Source organism: Vibrio sp. J383 (genome assembly GCF_023503985.1).
Taxonomy (GTDB): Bacteria; Pseudomonadota; Gammaproteobacteria; order Enterobacterales; family Vibrionaceae; genus Vibrio; species Vibrio splendidus.
This window is the reverse complement of the sequence record NZ_CP097294.1, coordinates 512467-533154: the sequence shown is the minus strand read 5'-3', so window position 1 is coordinate 533154 and position 20688 is coordinate 512467. Positions and strand designations below refer to the sequence as shown.

The 20688-nt window shown below is 45.0% G+C and carries 16 protein-coding genes; 8 read left to right on the top strand and 8 right to left on the bottom strand.

Annotated features, from left to right (window positions below; translation table 11 throughout):
* Positions 1 to 275 precede the first annotated feature (275 nt).
* A complete protein-coding gene (locus tag M4S28_RS18960; protein WP_249633502.1) occupies positions 276 to 1616 on the bottom strand; it encodes a sigma-54-dependent transcriptional regulator in 1341 nt (446 codons plus the stop codon).
* 229 nt (positions 1617 to 1845) lie between these two features.
* On the opposite strand from M4S28_RS18960, the gene M4S28_RS18955 reads away from it, so the two are divergent.
* Positions 1846 to 3909: an ATP-binding protein gene (locus tag M4S28_RS18955; protein WP_249633501.1), complete on the top strand. Its 2064-nt coding sequence runs from the start codon at positions 1846 to 1848 to the stop codon at positions 3907 to 3909.
* Positions 3910 to 4029: 120 nt separating this feature from the next.
* Here M4S28_RS18955 and M4S28_RS18950 read toward each other — a convergent pair whose 3' ends face one another.
* The 6 genes from M4S28_RS18950 to M4S28_RS18925 form a co-directional block, all read right to left on the bottom strand.
* The gene (locus tag M4S28_RS18950) at positions 4030 to 6480 is read right to left on the bottom strand and encodes a family 20 glycosylhydrolase (RefSeq protein WP_249633500.1); all 2451 of its coding nucleotides are present in this window, start codon (positions 6478 to 6480) and stop codon (positions 4030 to 4032) included.
* A 108-nt stretch (positions 6481 to 6588) separates the two neighbouring features.
* Positions 6589 to 7218 (bottom strand): bifunctional 4-hydroxy-2-oxoglutarate aldolase/2-dehydro-3-deoxy-phosphogluconate aldolase, encoded by a 630-nt coding sequence (locus M4S28_RS18945; protein WP_249633499.1) that lies wholly within the window; start codon positions 7216 to 7218, stop codon positions 6589 to 6591.
* Between the two features lie 14 nt (positions 7219 to 7232).
* Positions 7233 to 8201: a sugar kinase gene (locus M4S28_RS18940; RefSeq protein ID WP_249633498.1), complete on the bottom strand. Its 969-nt coding sequence runs from the start codon at positions 8199 to 8201 to the stop codon at positions 7233 to 7235.
* 116 nt (positions 8202 to 8317) lie between these two features.
* Positions 8318 to 9832: a sodium:solute symporter family protein gene (locus tag M4S28_RS18935; protein ID WP_249633497.1), complete on the bottom strand. Its 1515-nt coding sequence runs from the start codon at positions 9830 to 9832 to the stop codon at positions 8318 to 8320.
* Positions 9833 to 10037: 205 nt separating this feature from the next.
* Positions 10038 to 10430, bottom strand: coding sequence for a RidA family protein (locus M4S28_RS18930; protein ID WP_004732497.1), 393 nt, complete (start codon positions 10428 to 10430; stop codon positions 10038 to 10040).
* Between the two features lie 139 nt (positions 10431 to 10569).
* Positions 10570 to 12003, bottom strand: coding sequence for an N-acyl-D-amino-acid deacylase family protein (locus M4S28_RS18925; RefSeq protein ID WP_249633496.1), 1434 nt, complete (start codon positions 12001 to 12003; stop codon positions 10570 to 10572).
* Positions 12004 to 12179: 176 nt separating this feature from the next.
* Here M4S28_RS18925 and M4S28_RS18920 point away from each other — a divergent pair, with 176 nt between their 5' ends.
* Together M4S28_RS18920 and M4S28_RS18915 are read left to right on the top strand one after the other, a co-directional pair.
* Positions 12180 to 13454, top strand: a complete 1275-nt coding sequence (locus tag M4S28_RS18920; protein WP_017084930.1) for an amino acid deaminase — start codon at positions 12180 to 12182, stop codon at positions 13452 to 13454.
* A gap of 117 nt (positions 13455 to 13571) precedes the next feature.
* Positions 13572 to 14435 (top strand): MurR/RpiR family transcriptional regulator, encoded by an 864-nt coding sequence (locus M4S28_RS18915; protein ID WP_017082877.1) that lies wholly within the window; start codon positions 13572 to 13574, stop codon positions 14433 to 14435.
* On the opposite strand, the gene M4S28_RS18910 is transcribed toward M4S28_RS18915, so the two are convergent.
* Positions 14432 to 14971: a hydrolase gene (locus tag M4S28_RS18910; protein WP_249633495.1), complete on the bottom strand. Its 540-nt coding sequence runs from the start codon at positions 14969 to 14971 to the stop codon at positions 14432 to 14434. The two genes, M4S28_RS18915 and M4S28_RS18910, sit on opposite strands and share 4 nt — an antisense overlap.
* A 364-nt stretch (positions 14972 to 15335) precedes the next feature.
* Between M4S28_RS18910 and M4S28_RS18905 the strand changes: the two genes are divergently transcribed.
* The 5 genes from M4S28_RS18905 to M4S28_RS18885 all read left to right on the top strand — a co-directional run bounded on the left by M4S28_RS18905 (position 15336) and on the right by M4S28_RS18885 (position 20442).
* The gene (locus M4S28_RS18905; RefSeq protein WP_372305130.1) at positions 15336 to 15911 is read left to right on the top strand and encodes a porin family protein; all 576 of its coding nucleotides are present in this window, start codon (positions 15336 to 15338) and stop codon (positions 15909 to 15911) included.
* A gap of 252 nt (positions 15912 to 16163) precedes the next feature.
* Entirely contained in the window at positions 16164 to 16748 is a 585-nt protein-coding gene (locus tag M4S28_RS18900; RefSeq protein WP_102491274.1) for a porin family protein, read from the top strand.
* A gap of 232 nt (positions 16749 to 16980) precedes the next feature.
* Positions 16981 to 18603 carry a phosphoethanolamine transferase gene (locus tag M4S28_RS18895; RefSeq protein ID WP_249633493.1) on the top strand — a complete coding sequence of 541 codons (1623 nt, stop codon included), beginning with the start codon at positions 16981 to 16983 and terminating at the stop codon, positions 18601 to 18603.
* Positions 18604 to 18931: 328 nt separating this feature from the next.
* The gene (locus M4S28_RS18890) at positions 18932 to 19867 is read left to right on the top strand and encodes a CorA family divalent cation transporter (RefSeq protein ID WP_108091433.1); all 936 of its coding nucleotides are present in this window, start codon (positions 18932 to 18934) and stop codon (positions 19865 to 19867) included.
* A complete protein-coding gene (locus M4S28_RS18885; protein WP_108122902.1) occupies positions 19867 to 20442 on the top strand; it encodes a mechanosensitive ion channel family protein in 576 nt (191 codons plus the stop codon). The genes M4S28_RS18890 and M4S28_RS18885 overlap by 1 nt, the downstream gene beginning before the upstream one ends.
* The last annotated feature ends 246 nt before the right edge of the window (positions 20443 to 20688 follow it).

Sequence of the window (20688 nt, the reverse complement as noted above, 5' to 3'; positions counted from 1 at the left end):
ACAATTGCTAGATAGCAAGCACAATGCCAATTTTCAACTATCTGTTTTTATTGGTTTTTATTTAAAAACCCACCTAAAGTAAGCCATTTTTTGCTTATTTGACTACGAATCAATGAGCTATTTTTTGCTTATCCCAAACAGCGAATAACATCGGTTTAAAGGTAGCCAAATCACACTGTGTTACATTTACGTGATCAATGTTTATAAAATGATAAATATCTGATGAGCCATTTTTTGCTCATTGATTCAGACAGCATCTCTAATCTCATCATCAATTATGAATCGACATAATCGCTTCGGTTCAACGCATAACGCACCATCTTTTGGTTCAACGTTCGACGGGGTAAATCCAAATCTTGCATCACATCATTGATGCGCCCTTGATAACGTACTAACGCATCGTGAATCACTTTTCGCTCAAAGCTCTGTACTTGAACCGCCAACGGGATGCCCGCCGTTGTGGACTCTGTGACAGAGTTGGGGCGACACGCCAAAATATCGCCAACAGTCAGGCTTTCATCCAGTGCGAAACGAATCGCGACATTACGCAGTTCACGCACATTGCCCGGCCACGCATACGACAACAAGGCATAACGATCGGCCTCACTGGCAACTCGGGTTTCACTGTTCGCTTCTTGAGTGAAGTGTTCGAAAAGGATCAAAGCATCGTCTTCTCGTTCGCTAAGGGGAGGCAGATGCAGTTGGGCAACGTTCAAACGATAGAAAAGGTCTTGGCGAAAATCGGGGTGATTCAATAGATCGCTTTTCGAGGCAGAGACCACTCTCAGATCAACATGTTGTTGCTGATTACCCCCCACGCGTTCGACGACATTATCTTGCAAGGTGCGCAGCACTTTTACCTGCATCGACAGCGGCATACTCTCTATTTCATCGAGAAACACCGTGCCTTTGTCGGCAAATTCAAGTTTACCAATACGTCGCTTGGCTGCACCAGTAAACGCACCGGCTTCGTGTCCAAACAGCTCGCTTTCAAAGAGGTTTTCTGGAATCGCGCCACAGTTTAGCGGCACAAACGGATGGGTTTTACGCAGGCTAAACTCATGCAAACAAGAAGCGACCAGCTCTTTACCGCAGCCGGTTTCACCATAGATGATCACATTGGTATCAATCGAGGCGACTTTTTGTATTTGCTCTCGCAATTCATACATCACTTTACTGCGACCAATCAGCACCTGTTCAATGCCTTTCAGGTTATCCAGATAGTTCTGACGACTGTTCCTGTCTTGGCCACTTTGATGCTTGTCGACCGCTTCCGAGACCGTTTGAGAGAGGCGCTCAGGGTCGAATGGCTTTTCAATAAAATCATACGCGCCTTGCTGTAACGCTTTCACCGCCATATCGACATCGCCATGACCAGTGATCAAGATGACAGGCACCTCAGGTACTAACTGCTTAAATCGCGCAAGCAACTCAACGCCATCTATATCAGGTAAACGCACATCACTAATGATGGTTTGGAAGTCACCCTGCTCTACCGCGTTTAACGCATCTTGCCCAACCTCAAATGCGGTGACATCGAAGCCCGCTAATTGTAGCCACTGGCTGGTTGCTTGACGCACAATTGCATCATCTTCAATCAAAGCTATACGCTGCATAGTTTGGTTCCGCTACTTACATCAGAATAATGTCGCCCACGGTATGTAAAAAATCCGCAGACGAAAAGGAGCTAGCTCCCACTTTGAATAACACTCCTTTAACAGTTTTATAATGTTTGTTAGCTTCAACTTGTCTCACTCTCCATTCGCTTAAAAAGCAAACAGAAAACCTTGTCAAACCACTAGCTCAAAGAGACAAGCCACTAATTTTAAAGGGATTTGATCAGCAATGATGAATAACAATCGATATTGGTTGTTCCTATGTGCCTGTTTATTAATTGGTTTGGTTCAGGTAACCACCAAAAGTGGCATAAGCCAATGGAAGCTCGAACAAGCCCAACGCTATGCCGAACAGCGCTTCCTCGGATACATTGCTGAAGCAAGGCGAACCCTTAAACGTTTCTATTATCTGCCCTACCTAGTGACGAACGATGAAACCAGTGTGCGTTTCATTGATGGTGAAACCCGCCTAGAAAAACGCATTAAGAAACAGCTGATTCAATTGGACAAAGCGGCCAACACCAAGGGCTGGTATCTGCTTTCTGGCGAAGGTGATTTGTTGGTATCGAGTGTTGAAAGAAGCAAACTGAGTAAAAAGAACGCCAGCACGATTGTCTCTAAAATCCACCAGCAAGGTGGTGCGATTTCGGTGGTGACAAAAAACAAAGGCGTGACACCCGATTACTTCATTGCAGCGCCGGTTTATCGGGCGTCCGATGTGGTGGGTATTGTCGCGGTGCAAATCGACCTATCGTTGCTGACCGATCAATGGTTCGCCGATGGTGAAGCGATACTGTTCCAGAACCCTCGTGATCAGTTCTTTCTCTCCAGTGACAACAAGTTGAGTGCCGACTGGTTCAATGACACCTTCAACTCTCAGCCCACAGCGACAAAACGTGAGCTGTATGACCAAACCCATATTCGCGTGTGGCGACTGCAAGATAAAGACTACCTTATCCAATCCATTAAGTTAGATGACCTCAATTGGCGTTTAACCTACCTAACGCCATTAACCAGCCTCAATCAGACCACTAACTGGATCAGCTGGAGTGTGGCGGTTGGCTGTCTTTTCATTCTGCTGTTGCTGGTTATTCTTTATCAAAGGCGTCAGAAAAAACTCAGTAATCTACGAATCCAAAAGCTCATCGAAGAGTCGGAGAAACGACTGTCTGGAATGATCAATAAGACCCATGTCGGGTTGGTATTGATCGATAAACATGGTCATATCCACGATATTAACCTGATGGCGAAGAACTACTTTTGCCTTTCTGATTCAATGATCAGCAACATCAAAGCGTGGCAGCTATTTGAAGCAGGCAACCCAAATTCAACCACGTTACAGCTACTCAAGAACCTGGAGCAACACCAAGAACTGGCCGAGATCACCAGCGTCGAAACCATGGCAAGGCGCAGTGATGGCAGCTACTTCCCAGTGCTGTTCTCTATTAGCTCATTTCCTTGGCATTCAACGCCTTATTACCTGTGTACCGTGATCGACATCAGTAAGCGGAAAAAAGCGGAAATTGCGGTACAAAACGCCAATAAAACACTGCAACTGCGAGTAGAAGAGCGAACACAAGATCTCAAAGACGCGCAGCAAGAACTGGTGGAATCAAGCAAACTTGCCGCATTAGGTCGTATGTCGAGTGCGATTACTCATGAGCTGAATCAACCGCTTACTGGTCTAAAAACCCTGCTTTCAAGTAATCAGTTGCTGATGGAAAGAGGTGAGACCAAGATGTTGAAAGCGAACATGGACTTAGTCATGAGCCTCATCGACAGAATGGCCAACATGACCAGTCAATTGAAGTCGTTCGCCTTTAAAAGACTTGAGAAGCCCTATCCAGTTTCACTCACCGACGCACTGCAAGAAACCCTACGTATTCATCAAGCCGAACTGGAAAACGTCGATATTCGTGTGCGTGTCGCCTCTAATATTTCGATGGTGATGGGAGAAGAGGCACGACTTCGCCAAGTGCTTGGCAACCTATTGAGAAACGCTGTGGACGCTACGCAGAATCAAACACCCGCGACCATTGTTATCAGCGCACACACCGATCGACAACGTGTGATCATCAAGGTGCAAGATAATGGCTGTGGCGTGTCAGAAGACCAACTCGAAACCATTTTCGAACCCTTCCATACCAACAAAAAGATGGGCGAAGGTTTGGGTCTCGGCTTGGCCATCACTGCAAACAATGTGCGGGATATGCAAGGTACCTTGATAGCGAAGAACAACCCAGACCAAGGCATGACATTCACGTTAACCCTACAGAATAGTGATAGTAAGTAATCGCTTACGTAAAGCTTAGAATTCACACTCTATTGAGAAGCTAAAACTAAAAAACCGCCCACAGAGGGCGGTTTTGATTCACTTATTGGCGTGTGACTTATTCGCTAATCCGTTAACAGCTTACTCAGCTAACTGCTTCAACAGTAGCTCTGTCGGACGAACAATCGCGATGATCGATTCGTCGTAGATCTTCGCTGATTCAGACAGTATCGCTTGGTAGGCATTCGCATCTGATGCTCGAATTTTTTCACCCGCTTGTGCTTTAGCAATCAAGGTTAACGCCAAGTCTGCGACTTCCGCCGTTTTCTCTGCGACAATCACAGTCTCTACCGAAGATACATTACCTGAGAAGACAGTTTTAGCAGCGAGTGCAGCCGCTTTTGCTTGATGATAATGCTCTGCAAGTTGCTCAAGCGCTTGTTGATTACCCGTCGCGACTTCGTTGACCAAATCTTGCATCTCATACACGGCGTAGCTTTCGACTGGTAGTGCATCAACAAAGCGGTTTAGACGCTCGTATTGGCTGTATAAAGTGCCCTTAGGTTCAGTGGAGTTCCACTTTTCCCAGTTGCGCGCGTAGTACTGTGCTGGCTCGGTGTATTTAGCAAGCACGCGTAGGTCGTGGATATCTTGTCCTTTCGCAATACGTTTTAACAGCATGTTCGCATCCGCATGATGACGTAGGCCAACCGACACTTCAGACCATGTATCCATCGCTTTCATACGCTTGTACATGCTGCGCTCGTCAGTCAATTCAGCATCAGACCAAAAGCGCTCTGCAATCGCATAGCTGCGTGGCCATAGGTAGTTTTCAACCGTGTGGCTGTCTTTATTTTCTAGCCACATGGTGATCTCACCGCCTAAAATCAGCTCTTTTTCTTTATCGGTGAGCTCCGCAGGGTAACCACCATTTGGCTCTGGAATCACGCTGCCTTCAACATCACTGCTCGCAATCACTTCACCTGTGGTTGGCCAACGCACGTTACCCACCAGTTGGTAACTGCCTTCTGCAAAACCCTTTGGATTCAGATTTAGGTTGAATTCGGTGTACGACATGAAGTTATCGAAGTGGCCAACAAAGGTTTTACCTGGCACATAATCAAGGATGAAGATCTCTTCGCGAGACTTGCCGTTGTAATCACTGAATGCGCGGAAAGTGCCGTCTTTCGCTTCAATAATAGTCAGTGTTCCCTTACGTGGGCCGCCTTTTGAACGAGGCTTCTGCCATTGATACGTCACGAATTTTTCGCCACTGTGCAGCTTATCGTCAGCTGTGATGCCACTTGGCATTGGGTCATTACGATAGTGGTAGCTCGTCGGCTGAGGTTGATCTAGGTAATAACCCGTAGAAAGAATACCTGGGTAGCCCTCTTTCGCCGCACGACCAATGCTGTCGTGCCCTTGCCAGCTTTGAATCACGATGGAAGTCGGCAGATCTTTATGCCAAATTTCATCCCAACCCGTCATCTTCTTACCACGCTCTTCGAGCATCTTCTCAACTTTTACATTAAGGTAAGACTGCAGACCACGCTCACCATCGATATTGTTTTCTTCAATGAACTGTTGGTGCTTTTCGCTGTTTTTCCACTGTGCATAATTCGGCTCATCGCCACCAATGTGGAAGTACTCATCAGGGAACAGCTCGGTCACTTCGTCAAACACGTCACCTAGCATCTCATAGACTTCTGGGTTCAGTGGATCCATGAGCGGTTCAAACACTCCCCACCCTCTTTCTTGCTCGTAGTTTTGCCCTTCACCGCCCGACATCAAACGTGGGTAAGCGTGAGCAACCGCAGAAGAGTGACCCGGAAGAGACACCTCAGGAATCACACGAATACCGAGGTTACGGGCGTATTCCACTAAGTAACGAACTTGGTCTTTGGTGTAGTAATTACCATCAGCGGTTTCAGACCACAGACGCGGCCATGATTCGGTTTGTATACGAATGCCTTGGTCGTCCCAGAAGTGCCAATGGAACACGTTCATCTTCGCCGACGCCATCGCATCTAACTGACGAATCAGCACATCGAATTCAATGAAGTGACGTGAAGTATCGTAAGAAACACCACGCCAGCGGAAGCGAGGCTCATCGACAATGGTTACGGCAGGAATATGGTAGCCAGTCGCCGTGGTTTCAACGAGCTGTAAAAGGGTTTCGATGCCGTGAATCGTGCCGTATGGGCTTGGAGAGCTCAGCGTGATTTGTTCACCCTGAGTGGTAATTTTGTAGGACTCCACAGAATCAATGTTTTGTACTTCAGATTTTGGCGCCGCGTCGATATCAATGATCAAGTTCGCTTGGTCTTCACTATCAACCTGCCAATTTAGAATCGGTACACCCGTCTGACGCTCAAGGCGATCAATAAAGCGTTTCGCCGTGTATTCAACGCGATCAGAATTAAAGCCTTTGATGTAAACCTTGAAGTTACCGTCGACCTTAACTTGCCCAGCTTGCAGCTCGACCGTTTGTGGGTACGGCATTAAATTTAGATCGGTATTTGGAGCCATTGCTAACGCCATTGGGGACACTACTGAACCTGAAATCAATAGGGATAATATAGTTTTTTTCATTATTAGATTTCCTATATAACGGGCGTTCTGTTTTGTTTATCGGAGGCAATTCACAAAACAGAACCATCAACCACTGCTGTTGTTTATCTTTATTCCAAACGCTTCTCGTTAGTCCACAAGAGCGACCGCTTCACGAACCAATACTGCAATCTCATCCCATTGCTCGTTTTCGATCATTTTTGGCGACACCATCCAAGTACCACCACAACACACCACGCGATCGACTGCTAGGTAGTCATTCACGTTGTGTTTACCGATACCGCCCGTTGGCATCAAAGACACATCAACGTAAGGCGCTAGCAGAGACTTCACCATGTTGATGCCACCAGACGCTTCTGCAGGGAAGAACTTCAAGAAGTTAAGGCCAAGCTCTAGCGCTTGCTCTACTTGGCTTGGGTTGTTTACGCCCGGAACGATTGGCATGCCGATCTCTTGGCAGCGTTTTACGGTGTTTGGGTTCAGGCCCGGAGCCACGATGAATTCGCTGCCCGACTCTTTCGCAAGGTCGATCTGCGCTGACGTTAATACTGTGCCAGCACCGATACACATCTCTGGATACGCATCGCGCATCGCACGAATCGCGTCTGCTGCCGCTTCAGTACGGAATGTTACTTCAGCAACGGGTAGGCCATTTTCTACTAACACCTTTGCCAGTGGAATCGCGTGCTCAACCTTGTTGATTTGGATAACAGGGATAACTTTGAATTGCTTAAGTTTGTTGATCATTTCTTGAGACATAATAATTCCGCTTTTTATTTTTTAATCAGTTGGCTCATAGCGCTCACGGGGATGATTGCGCCAGAGTATTGAATAACGATGGAAGCCAGTTGGTGGCCAAGTTCGGCTGCGTCGGTGGCGCTCTCGCCAGTAAGACACGCAGCTAAATAACCCGCAGCGAATGAATCGCCCGCAGCACAGGTGTCGACCACGTTAGAAACACGAGTCGCTGAGACATAATTCTCAATAATGTTGCCCTGTTCAACTTGAACAATCTTGCATGGCTCGCAGCCACGCTTAATAACGATCTCTTGGCAACCCAAACGAAGGCAGCGTTGTTGAACGCTCTCTGAGTTACCCCAGACAAGTATGTCGTCGTCTTCGGTAATCAAGGCGATGTCCACCAGCGGCAGTAACTTGGCGTACCAATGTTGAGCTTGCTCGGTGCTCCAAAGTTGCGGGCGATAGTTGTTATCAAAAATCACCTTACCGCCTTGATTTGAAAACACACCAATCGCTTTGAATAAACGCTCACGAGAGGCATCATCCAAGATCGCGATGCTGATACCGCTGATGTAAATCGCATCGACTTGTTTCTCGGTCAGAGCGATTTCAAGCTTATTCAGGTTGTCGGCTTGCTTGTTTAAGTTATCGATTTGAAAGTAAGATTTTACTGCCGCATCGTTGCGCCAGTAGTGAAAGTGTCGCTCGCCCGTTTCATCGGTTTCGACCATGTAGAGTCCAGGCAGCTTGTTCGCAATGCGTTCAACGAAATTGGTTTGAATACCTTCGAGCTGCCAGCTATCAATCATATTTTGAGACAGCTCATCACTGCCAAGACCTGTCGCGTAATGAACAGAGAGGTTTTGATGTTGGGTTAAGCGAGAAAGGTAAAGCGCGGTATTGAGCGTGTCACCGCCGAATTTTTTGGTTAATGGAGAACCGCTGATTTCGACCATGCACTCGCCAAAAAAAGCAATATTGAAGTTAGAAGATGCAGGCATAGCAGATCCTAAAATAGAGAGATAAATGGGGAAGAAGGCTCTACCGAGAAGCAGAGCCTGAGCTAGCTAAACCACTCCACAGCTTGTTGTACTAACTAGCTGTGGAGCGTTTTAGATTAGCTTGTTTGATTAGCAGGACGTTGAGAAGACGCTTCTTCTTCAAGCACACCTGAGTCTGACAATTCCATTTCCATCAGAGCGCGCTCGTCATCAAGAATTGCTTTCGCCATTTCAGGTGTCACTTGGTTAGCCGGAGTACATAGGCTTACCAGCACACCAGCCGTTAGAGCCACTAGACAAGAAGGAATCACAGGGTTGCCCCAGAAAGCCGTGTAGTCTGCATTTAGCATTACAACAAATGAAGCCACAGATGCACCCGCTAGCGTAGCAAGCGCACCCTGCCAGTTGTAACGTTTCCAGAATCGACCCAACATACCGCACACAAACATGCCCGACATTACGGTTGAAATCATTTTCGTGATGTAGCCAATGATGTCGTTTGACGTTAGTGCGAACAACAGTGCAAAACCAATCACCACAATCAGTGCCAAGCGAGAATAGTTCACCATTGACTCTTTGTTGGGTACGCGGCCAGTGAACATCACGTAAACATCACGCAGTAGGATAGACACACCAGCTATCGCATCTGAACTTGCGCTCGACATGGTTGCAGAAAGACCCGCGATAAGAACAATCATGCCAACGCCAACCGGAAGAACCGTTGCTGCAACATAAGGGAACGAGTAATTCGGATTATCCAATGATGGGTCAATCGCATGTGCTGCCATACCGATGATTGCAGGGATGATTGAGAAGAAAAGGTACAACACACCCGATGCAACAAATGAGCGACGAACGGTTGATACGTCTTTACCTGAGTAGATACGTTGACGGAATGAAGGCGTCGCAAGAACACCCACACCAATAACCACAGCCAGAGACACAGCAGGCAGAAGGCCCAGTTTATCGATTGCTAAAAAGCTCGTAGCAGCAGGGTCCATCGCAGCGTAAAGGTTATCCATACCGCCGATGTAATCAACTGACATTACCGCCATTAAGATGAAACCAGCAAAAAGAATGATAGCTTGAATGGTATCGGTCCAAACAACCGCGGTGTAACCACCGATCACCACGTAAATAGTGAATGCCGCAGCAATAATGATTTTCGCTAGGTTGAGATCGATGTCTGCAATCCACGCTAGGTACATGCCGCCACCTAGAATGTGCGCGCCTAACCAACCAATTGAAGCCACAAAGATCAGTACACCTACAACGTTTTTCACGATGCGGTTAGCGCCAACATAGTAAGCCAACTCTTCACTCATGGTCATAAAGTTCAGTTTACGAACCGGAGCAAACCAAAGTGCAAGTAATAGGATGCCTATCGCACCACCAATGCCGTACAGTGCACCTGCCCAGCCATTTGCGTAACCGAAGCCAACCGCACCCATACTTGAACCCGTACCAACCATCGTCGCTACTGTTGTACCAAGTACTAAGAACATAGGTAGGCCACGGCCACCTAATAAGAAATCTTCGCCAGATTTTTGATTACGCGAGACAAACCAGCCTAACCAAATTAAAAATAATACGTACACGCCGAAGCCTGTAAGAAAAAGTGTGCTGTTCATTTGACACCTCTCAGTGAAATATTGAGTTCATTCTTGAACTTTATTTATGATTCATTCATTTTATATTTCATATAATTACTTTATTGATTTTATCTTTTTTAATTAAAGTAATTTTTATAAATGTAGGGTGAGAGTATTAAAGGATAATAACAGGGATGACTAACCCCTAATACTCTCTAAGTAGGTAATTGTGATTAGGTTATTACTATCCGCGATCGGCGCGGTAGCAAGTCACATCTACTTCAACCTTCACGTCTACAACTAAGTCGCAAACCATGCAGATACGAGCTGGTGGGTTAGCACCGAAGAACTCTTTGAATACCTTATTAAAAGATTGGAAGTAACGAGAATCCGTTAGCACAACCTTTACGTGCATTACGTCTTCTAGGCCGTAGCCCGCTTCAGTCATGATATCGACACAGTTTTGGATCGCTAGGCGAGACTGGTCAACAATGCCACCCTCAACCACTTCACCATCTGTCATCGGTGTCTGGCCAGAAACGTATAGGAAACCACCTGCTTCAGTAGCACGTGCAAATGGTAAATGTTGTCCGCCTGTACCTGTACCGCCTTCAACACCGTAACGTTTAATAGTCATTTTTTAACTCCACTTATTTATAGATACTATTGGGTTTATAGATAACATTAGCTTTATAGATAAAACAGTTTCTATTCCAATATATTTAAATTAATTCGCCGTTTTTATAATCGCCTGAATTTAATAAATAATTTAAATTCTAGTTTCGGTAAATAAAAACGCCTGAACGATTATTTCTTACTTTTCCTTGCTGGTAAGTTAACTCACCATTTACAAATACACTTTCTATTCCTTCAGCAACTGAAATAGGATTTTCAAATGTTGCAGTGTCTTTAATATTCTTTGGATCAAATAAAACTAAATCGGCAAAGGCACCACAGCGAACTTCGCCTCGGCCCGCTAAGTTGTAACGCTGAGCCGACATTCCGGTCATCTTGTGAATCGCTTCTGGTAACGAGAACAATTTTTCGTCTCGGCAATAGTGACCCAGCACTTTCGGGAAGGTGCCCCACAACCTTGGGTGTGGATGCGGGTCATTAGGTAAACCGTCTGAACCGACCATGGTCAGTTTGTATTTCAATACGCGCTTTACGTCATTCTCATCCATGCAGTGATAAACCGCGCCCGCTGGTTGAAGCGCTTTTGCTGCGTCCATCAGGGGTAGGTTCATTTCATCAGCAATCTGCTTCAGCGTTTTGCCTGCATGTTCTGGTTTTGCTTCAGACCAAGTGATGAAGATGTCAAAATCGTCGGTCACTTGTTTCAAATCTAATGTCGAAGAACTCGCTGAATATGGGTAACAGTCGCAAGAGACATCTTGGTGCTCAGAAACCTTGTCCATTAAGTCGAGTACTTCAACGGTTCTACCCCAATTGCCCGCACCTGCACATTTAAGATGGGATATAACAACAGGCACTTTCGCGTATTGTCCTGTCTCAAACGCCTCTTCCATCGCGCTTAAGATCTCTTCAAATTCGGTACGCATATGCGTGGTATAGATGCCGCCGTGACTAGAAAGCACTTTCGCTAACTGCATCACTTCGTTGGCATTCGCTTGTTTCGCGCTGGCGTAAGCCAAACCCGAGCTCAAACCTAATGCGCCTTGCGCCATCGCCAAATCAAGGTTGGTTTGCATCGCTGCGATTTCGTCTTCGCTTGCAGTGCGCTGTAGGTCGTCCATCACTTGGTTACGTAATGTCGTATGGCCGACTAACGCTGCGACGTTTACTGCGGGTTTAGCTTGCTCTACCGCTTGTGCATACGCTGCGAAAGTTGGGTATTTAAAATCAGCCTGCGCACCTAAAAGATTCATTGGGTCAGGAGGGTCACCAGCCAAAACGGTTGGTGATGCGCTGATACCACAGTTACCAACAATCACGGTTGTAACACCTTGGCTGATCTTAGGCAGGCAGTCTGGGTAACGAATTACGTTGGTATCGTCATGTGTATGTACATCGATAAATCCAGGAGCCAATGCTAAGCCAGCTCCCTCAACCAACTGGCCACAACCTTCGTGATCGATTTGACCAATTTCGGCTATTTTTCCATCTCGGATTGCTACATCGGCACAAAACGATTGTTCGCCGGTGCCATCAAACACCTCTACATTTTTAATTATCGTATCGAACAACATTTTTCACTCTCTCAATCCACAGTGTTGATGGAGCTATATTAGAAATTCAGCCGATTATTTTCAGTGACAAAACACACATAATATTTTAATTTGTGTGATAGTTTCTACCACAAAACAGATTGTGGATATATTTAAACATTAAATAACAACAGCTTAAATCATGTTAGGAATCAGTAATGAAACATAACCCTGCACATAAAGATGTTATAAAGTATCAAAACGATAGTTTTATCTTGACTGAAAAAGGCCAAAAAGGGAGAGCCATATCACAATCTGAGAACGGTATTTACCGACTGGTTGATGAAGATATTTCGCTCCCGGTAGCAATTATCAAACAATCCGCCTTAACCAATAACCTGAATTGGATGCAATCATTCGCCGATCACCATCAGGTTAAATTGTCGCCACATGGCAAAACATCAATGACACCTGCTTTTTTCCGCCAACAACTAGAAAATGGCGCTTGGGGTATTACAGTAGCAACGCCTGCACAGGCAGAAGTTGCCGCTATGGCGGGTGCAAAACGAATCATCATGGCCAACCAATTGGTGGGTAAAACCAACATGGCGATCGTTGAACAGCTGATCAGTGAGTTTGATATCGACTTTTACTGTTGTGTGGATTCTTCGGTAAACGTGCAGCAACTTAACCAATATTTCTCTAATACAAAACAGACACTAAAAGTACTGATCGAATTTGGTGTACCGGGCGGTCGTTGTGGATGTCGTTCACCACAAGAAGTTCTAGAACTGGCTCAAACTATCCAAGACACACCAGCCCTTTCGTTGGCAGGTATTGAGGTGTACGAGGGTGTGATTCACGGTGACAATGCAGAACAAGACATTCGTACCTTCTTAAATCACGCGCTCACCTCGGTCGAAAGCCTCGCGTCAGATGGCCTAATTGCAGGGCAACCTATCATCACGGGCGCTGGTTCTGCTTGGTATGACGTGGTTGCAGAATGTTTGGCGAACCTAACCGATTACTTGGCGATCATCCGCCCGGGCTGTTATGCCATTCACGACACAGGTATTTACCTAGACGCTCAAAGCAAGGTGTTGCAACGCGCCCAAGTAAACCAAGGTTACGCGTGTGAATTGGGTGGCGATTTAGAATCGGCACTTGAGGTGTGGGCTTATGTAATCTCTCGTCCGGAACCAACGAAGTTAGTGGTTGGGCTAGGCAAGCGTGATGTGGCCTTTGATGCGGGTTTACCGATTGCCGAGCGCGGCTATCGCAATGGCAAAGCTATATCAGTGAAAGGCTTAACCTCTACTGCGGTGATGGATCAACATACCTTTGTGGAAACCGACGGTTCTTCTGAGATTGAAGTGGGCGACATGATTGCTTTCTCCACCTCACACCCGTGTTTAACCTTCGACAAATGGCGCTACATTGCCATCAGCGATGACGACCATCAGGTCACAAACTGGGTGGAAACCTGTTTCTAAATCGAATTCTCGATAAGCTAGAATCAGCGAAACAATAAGATATACTAACGGGGCTAAGCTTTAGCAACCAATGACTAGGTATTAGCAAATAGCCCCATCAACAAAGGATCAGGATTCTTGAGTTTAGAAGTAGATATCATTTCACAGATAACGGAGCGTTTTCCCGTACTTCGTGATGCAGAGAAAAAAGTCGCCAAGCTGATCATGGACGACATTGATTTTGCTGCCAATGCCAGCATCACAGAACTTGCTGAAGGTGCGCAAGTGAGTGAAGCCACCATCACGCGTTTTGCTAAGGCTATCGGCTGCAGCAACGTACGTGATATGAAGATTAAGTTGGCTCAGACGCTAACCGTTGGCCAGCGCTTTATCCTCGAGCCTGTTGACCAAACGGGTTATCAAGGTATCTACGAATCGATCAAGCAGAGCCTAGACATCAACCGCACTCTGTTCAAAGAGCAAGACGTTGAAACTGCAGTGAGCTGGCTGCATAACGCCAGACAGATCATTGCTATCGGCATGGGCGGCGGTTCGACAATTGCTTCTCAAGAGCTGCAACATAGACTGTTTCGTTTGGGCTACCCAGTGGTGTCGTACAACGATGGTTTGATGTCACGTATGGTTGCTGCCACGGCCGATGCCAATGACGTGATGGTGATGATTTCAGCGACAGGCTTTACGCCAGTGATCACCGAAACCGCCGAATTAGCCAAGCAGTACGGACTTAAGATCATCGCGATTACCCCACAAGACACACCGCTGGCAAAGATTGCGGATATCTTGTTGCCCATCAAGCATATGGAAACCGACTTCATCTACAAACCATCGGCTTCTCGCTACGCTATGTTGGCGTTAGTGGATGTGCTTTCTATGGGCATTGCAGTCAATCATAAAAACCGTTCGCGCGACAAACTGCGTCGCTTGAAGGTTGCGCTCGATTCCTACCGAGGCGGTGGCGATAGACAGCCTCTCGGTGATTAACGAATCAAGGATAGAATGAGCTTAAATTCACGCGCGCGGCAGTCCTTTACCAGTTCGTATAAGCTCATTTCCAATCCTGTGATTTCGATACCAGCATCTGCTAATCGACTGATAGCCAGTTTCTTATTCAATGCTGTTCGCGAGCTAATACAGTCACTAACTACCTGAACCTTGTACCCAAGATCTAACAACCCCATTGCGGTTTGATAGACACAAATATGAGCCTCAATGCCACACACCAGCCAAGTTTTCACATCCTTGGCTCGCACCGCCTCAACAAACTTAGGTTCGTCACACGCGTTGAAAGTAAATTTCGGTATCGGCTTAGCATCACTCAATAAGTCATTAAGTTCGTCGACCGTAGCACCTAGCTTCTCTGGATTCTGTTCCAAACGAATAATTGGCAGACCCAAAGCCTGTGCTCCTTGAGCTAACTTTCCGCAATTAGCAATCAGCGCATCACTGTCATCAACAAGGCGTGCGAGCTTGCCTTGTACGTCCACAACCACCAAACCTGTGTTTGCTCGGTTTAACATCCTACTCTCCTTGTCATGATTAGAATCAGCGTACTGCTTTTCTTTCAACAAATACCGCAATAAATACTACAATAGAACAAATTCAACATTTATTATGCTTTATTTTTCAATTAGTTAGATAAATCCGATCTCATTTCAACTTTAAAAAACATCGTTTTATTTAGCAAATTTAACCATTTGTCAATATATGAATTTTATTTATAAACAATATAACCAACAAATATTTCGTTAGCTCTTGATAAATCAAGGGGCGCAGGTAATCACGTTATCAATGAAAAAATAGGTTTCATTTGTGAGGGTTTTATAAATCAATCATCAGCGATACCGTGATTTGCATCACAGGATGAGTAAACAAGGTATTATCATGAAAAAATCAGCATTAGCACTCGGCTTAATCGGTTTAGTTTCACTTCCAACTTTTGCAGCAGGTATCGATGGTGGCGCATACGTAGGTGGCGGACTTAGTGCCTATCAAGGTTCCGATACGGATGGAGCACCAAGTCTGGATTCAGACGGCATGGGCTACAACCTATACGGCGGTTACCAATTCAACCGTATCGTTGGCGTGGAACTTGGCTACAACGATTACGCAGACTACAAAAACAGCACAGACAAACTTTCACCAACGTCTATTTCTGTATCAGCAAATGTCGGTTATACGTTCGACAACACCATTCGTCCATTTGTACTTGCAGGTTTGAGTTCTGTCGACCTCAATGCAAACAGCGGCGCTGGATACAATGATGATAGCGGCACTGGCTTCCACTTTGGTGTTGGTGTTGAATACACGCCGGTTGAACACCTAACACTTCGCCTGATTTCTCAAGCTGACGCGGTAAGTGTAGAAGACTCTTATAAATTTAATGGATCTACGTTCTCAACCGACGACCACACTCTAGCGTTCAACAGTGTGAGCTTCGGTGGTTCATACGACTTCTAATACTCACCCCAAACGACTAAGTCGTAAGTAAGTAGCTCAAATTCACTTTGCTACTCTGCCCTGTGATAAGGCAGCACAGTAAAGTGAATTTTTGTATCTATGTAACGATTCAGCTTACAAAGCCATACAGTAATGAGCAAAAGACTCAGGGATAATTGTCAACAACGGTCGAGAGGCCAAAAACCAATAACGATTAAAAATCGACAGTGACCGACAATCACATTTGAAGACATGACAGAGTGAGTATCAAAGATGAACAAGATAACAAAATCAGCATTAGCACTGGGTTTAATCAGCGCAGTTTCTCTTCCTGCTTTAGCAGCAGGTACTGACGGCGGTGCGTACATTGGTGGCGGACTTAGTGTCTACCAAGATTCTGATACAGACGGTCAAGGCAACCTAGACTCAGACGGCATGGGTTACAACCTATATGGTGGCTACCAGTTCAACCGTATCGTTGGTGTTGAGCTTGGCTACAACGATTACGCAGACTACAAAAAAGGGACTGCAAAACTGTCTCCAACGTCTGTTTCTTTATCAGCAAATCTTGGTTACACATTCGACAACACAATCCGCCCATTCGTATTGGCTGGTTTAAGCTCTGTTGACCTGAACGCAAACAAGAGCGCTGGTTACGATGATGATAGCGGTACGGGTTTCCACTTTGGTGTTGGTGTCGAATACACGCCAATCGAACACCTAACATTGCGTCTAATTTCGCAAGCAGACGCAGTGAGTGTTGAAAACTACTACATTGGAAACAACAGTTCATTGAAAACTGAAGACAAAACGCTTGCCTTCAACAGCATTAGCTTCGGTGGTTCATACAACTTCTAATGTGATTGAACCACATAGAATAAGCTGAACATACTAATTCACTTTGCTGTTCCACCTTGTCATGAAGGTCACTCAGTAAAGTGAATTTTTTGTATCTACACACCTTAGCGTCATTTCACTTTAGCCAGTTTATCGCTCAGCGCCTTCTATTTGAGCTTTATGCATTGATATTAGAGCTTTCTTGGTAGCGAGACTAAAATAAAGGGATAAGTGACACAGGAAGACAAGACCTATGAATCTACCACGCTTAAACATGTCGATAAACAAACTCCCTTTCGTTTTGGCAGTGTATTACCTGCTTGTCATTAACTTGCCTATCTCACGCGAACTGTTCAATATTCTTAGTGCCTCACAAGCCGAAAGCATTGGGTTTATCATCTCGATCCCATTTTTCTTTCTCGCCGCATTCAACTTTATCTTTCAAGTATTCAACTGGCCGATATTCGCCAAAGCTTTTTTTATCTTGTTACTACTTACTTCCTCTTTAGTCAGCTACAGCATGTTCAACTACGGCATTTTTGTTGACTATGGAATGATAGAAAACGTTTTTGAAACCAACAGCGGAGAAGCAGCAAGTTATCTAAGTCTGTATTCGATTTTATGGTTTGTTCTAATGGGAGCTCTCCCATCACTGATGCTTTTATTCACAAACCTTGAGAGAGAATCTTGGAAAGATTTTGCTATTTGGAAAAGTATCGGTCTATTAAGTTCATTGATCGTAATCGCGATTATTGCAGGGTTATTTTACAAAGATTATGTCTCGATTGGTCGTAACAACTCTCACCTTAAAAAGATGATCATTCCGACCGAATACGTCGCTTCAACTGCAAAATACATTAACAATACTTACATAAAAAAACCGATTCCTTACCAAGAGATCGGCTTAGACGCGCAGCTAAAACCGGAAGCTAAACAAGCAACTAAACCAACGCTATTGGTCTTTGTTCTTGGAGAAACAGCGCGTGTGTATAACTACCAATATTATGGCTATGAGAAAGAAACCAATGCTCATACCAAACCCTATAATCCGATCTTTTTCTCTGATGTTCAGTCGTGTGGAACTGCCACTGCGGTTTCTGTGCCGTGTATGTTTTCTAACATGAATCGCAGCAACTACGACCGAGACAGAGCTTATAACCAAGATAACGTAGTCGACATTATGAGTCGCGCGGGGATTCGCTCTATCTGGCGAGAGCACGATGGTGGGGATAAAGCAGTCGCACATCAAATTAAAGAGATGACACTGGTTGCTAAAGACAGCGACCCTTTGTGTAATAAAGAAGTGTGTTACGACACAGCCATGCTAGAGAACTTCGAACAAGATACTCAAGATCTCACGCAAAATAACATCCTTTTCTATCATATTTCCGGTTCTCACGGGCCAACTTACTATGAACGTTATCCTGAAGAACATAGGAAGTTTATGCCAGATTGCCCACGTTCTGACATCGAAAACTGTACCAAAGAGCAAGTCGTCAACACCTACGACAACACTATTTTGTACACGGATTTCTTTCTCTCACAGGCTATTCAAAAACTTGAAAAACTCACCGATAAGTACAATGTCGCGTTGATGTACATTTCCGATCATGGAGAGTCTTTAGGAGAAAACGGCGTCTACTTGCATGGCATGCCCTACTCACTGGCACCAAAAGAGCAGACTCACGTACCAATGATTCTATGGATGTCTGATGGCTTTGCTACAGAAAAAGGGATCAATGAAACGTGCTTGCGTAAAGAAGGAAAGGAACAGAGCTTTTCGCACGACAACCTGTTCGATTCTTTGCTTGGCTTGATGGACGTGCAAACCAACGAATACCGCGAGAACCAAGACATCTTCGCACCGTGTCGCTAGTGCTTTGTCTTATGTAAACCATCGGAAAATTCGAGTTTCCTGAGCAGGCTCTCCTCAACTTCCCCTAAAAAGAAAAGACCTCGGCCTTTTCTTTTTTTTCGTCGCTAACATGGAGCCAGAGTGCTAATTTATAACGACGAAACAATGAGCTACATTTAATAGAGACAATAATGGAAGAGTCCTTCGTGCTCCAAAGACCAACTAGTCTTATTAGACTTTATCTCACTCACATCGCTCATTGAACTTACCACGATTAAGCTCAATTCAATACGGCACCTGAATGGCGCCGCAATATCAATGTTTACGTCATATCATTAAGGACAAATGAATGGACGCTTTCATAATTTCAAGCTGGCAATTTTCTGAGGGTGTGGCACATGAACACACCACCAGCCCAGCCTCATTCGAGCAATCAACTTGGTATCACTGCCAAAGAGATGCTGACGGTTTGAGAGAATGGCTCCACAGTAATACGGTTCCAAATGCCATCATCGATTCATTACTCACCGATGACACCCGCCCTCGGTTCGAACAGTTTGGCCACGACTGTTTTTTGATGATTCTGCGAGGCATTAATCTAAACGAAGGTGCTAACCCTGACGACATGCTTAGCCTACGCATCTTATGGTACAAAGGCACTTTAATATCGACACGCAAAGTTCCTTCAAAAGCGGTCAGTAATCTGATATCTGATCTCAAACAAAACCAAGGCCCGACATCATTACCTGATGTATTACTGGGCATGATACGTGGAATCAACCACAGTATTTCAACCTTCCTAGTACCCGTCGAACTCTTGATTGACGAGTTAGAATCTACATCCAATATCGACATAAGAACCATTAACGCTCTGCATTCAAGGCTACTTAGACTAAGGCGTTATTTGAAGCCACAGAAATACGTTTTTGAGGATTTAATGAGTGACCTGCCTGCACCATTGAGTAAGCACAACAGTCATATAAAGAACAGCCTTGATACCATCCTGAGAATTAATGAGTCTGTTGAGTTTTACATCGAACAAATTAATGTATTTTTAGCGAGCCTAAGTCAGCAACAAGCTGAAAAAATGAATAGAAATACGTACCTATTTTCTATCATTGCAGGTATTTTCCTCCCTGCTGGGTTTTTCACCGGTTTACTGGGGGTCAATATCGCTGGGATACCCGGAACAGATAACCCAATAGCATTCCCACTATTTTGCGTTGGGCTGCTCGTGGTCATAGCGGCAGAGGTCATTATTTTGAAAAAATTGAGGTTTATTTAATGGTTGAGTTTTTGCAATCCAATATGTGGCTTAAACAAGTGGGTTTAGGTTTACTTCTTATCACTGTGTATTGGGTGATAAAACGCTTGGGGAAAAACTGGATAGAAACATTAGCGGAAAATAAGCGCGTTGAATTGAAGCGAAAGCAGTTCGTGATTAAGTGTTTCAATATCGTTCTGTTTCTACTCTTCATCGCTGTGTTTACGATTGTCCTTAACTTGGGCTTTGGTGATATTTCGCTGTTCTTATCATCCATATTTGCGGTGCTGGGTGTCGCTTTATTTGCGCAATGGTCGATTCTAAGTAACCTCACAGCCAGCGTACTAATATTTTTCGTATTCCCTTATCGCATTGGCGACAGAGTAAGAGTCGCGGAGAAAGACGAAGACATCAGCGGTGTGATCATCGATATCACCATGTTCCACGTTATTCTTCGACACAGTTCGGGCAACATCATCACCTACCCTAATAACCTGATCCTACAAAAAGGCGTGATAAAGGTATTAGTTGAGCCTGAGTTAAAGAGTGAAACTGTCGATTCCAAACTCATCAAAGCTGAAGACTCAGGAAAGTAATGCGCCCTATTCAACGTCCCAATCAATAAGTTCAGCAGAGGGCAAAATATCTTGCCCTCTTTCAATTAACATCAGCTCTTCTGTTAACACCCACACACCTTTCAAAACTGTCGTTTTTATTCAATACCGGCCTCAAGCCGTCGCCTACAATTGCTGTTATTGAAACGTGGCTCAGCTAATCAATTATCTCATCGTCAATTGACGTACCTGAGAACAAGATGACGACCACGCACTCTACCGAATCAA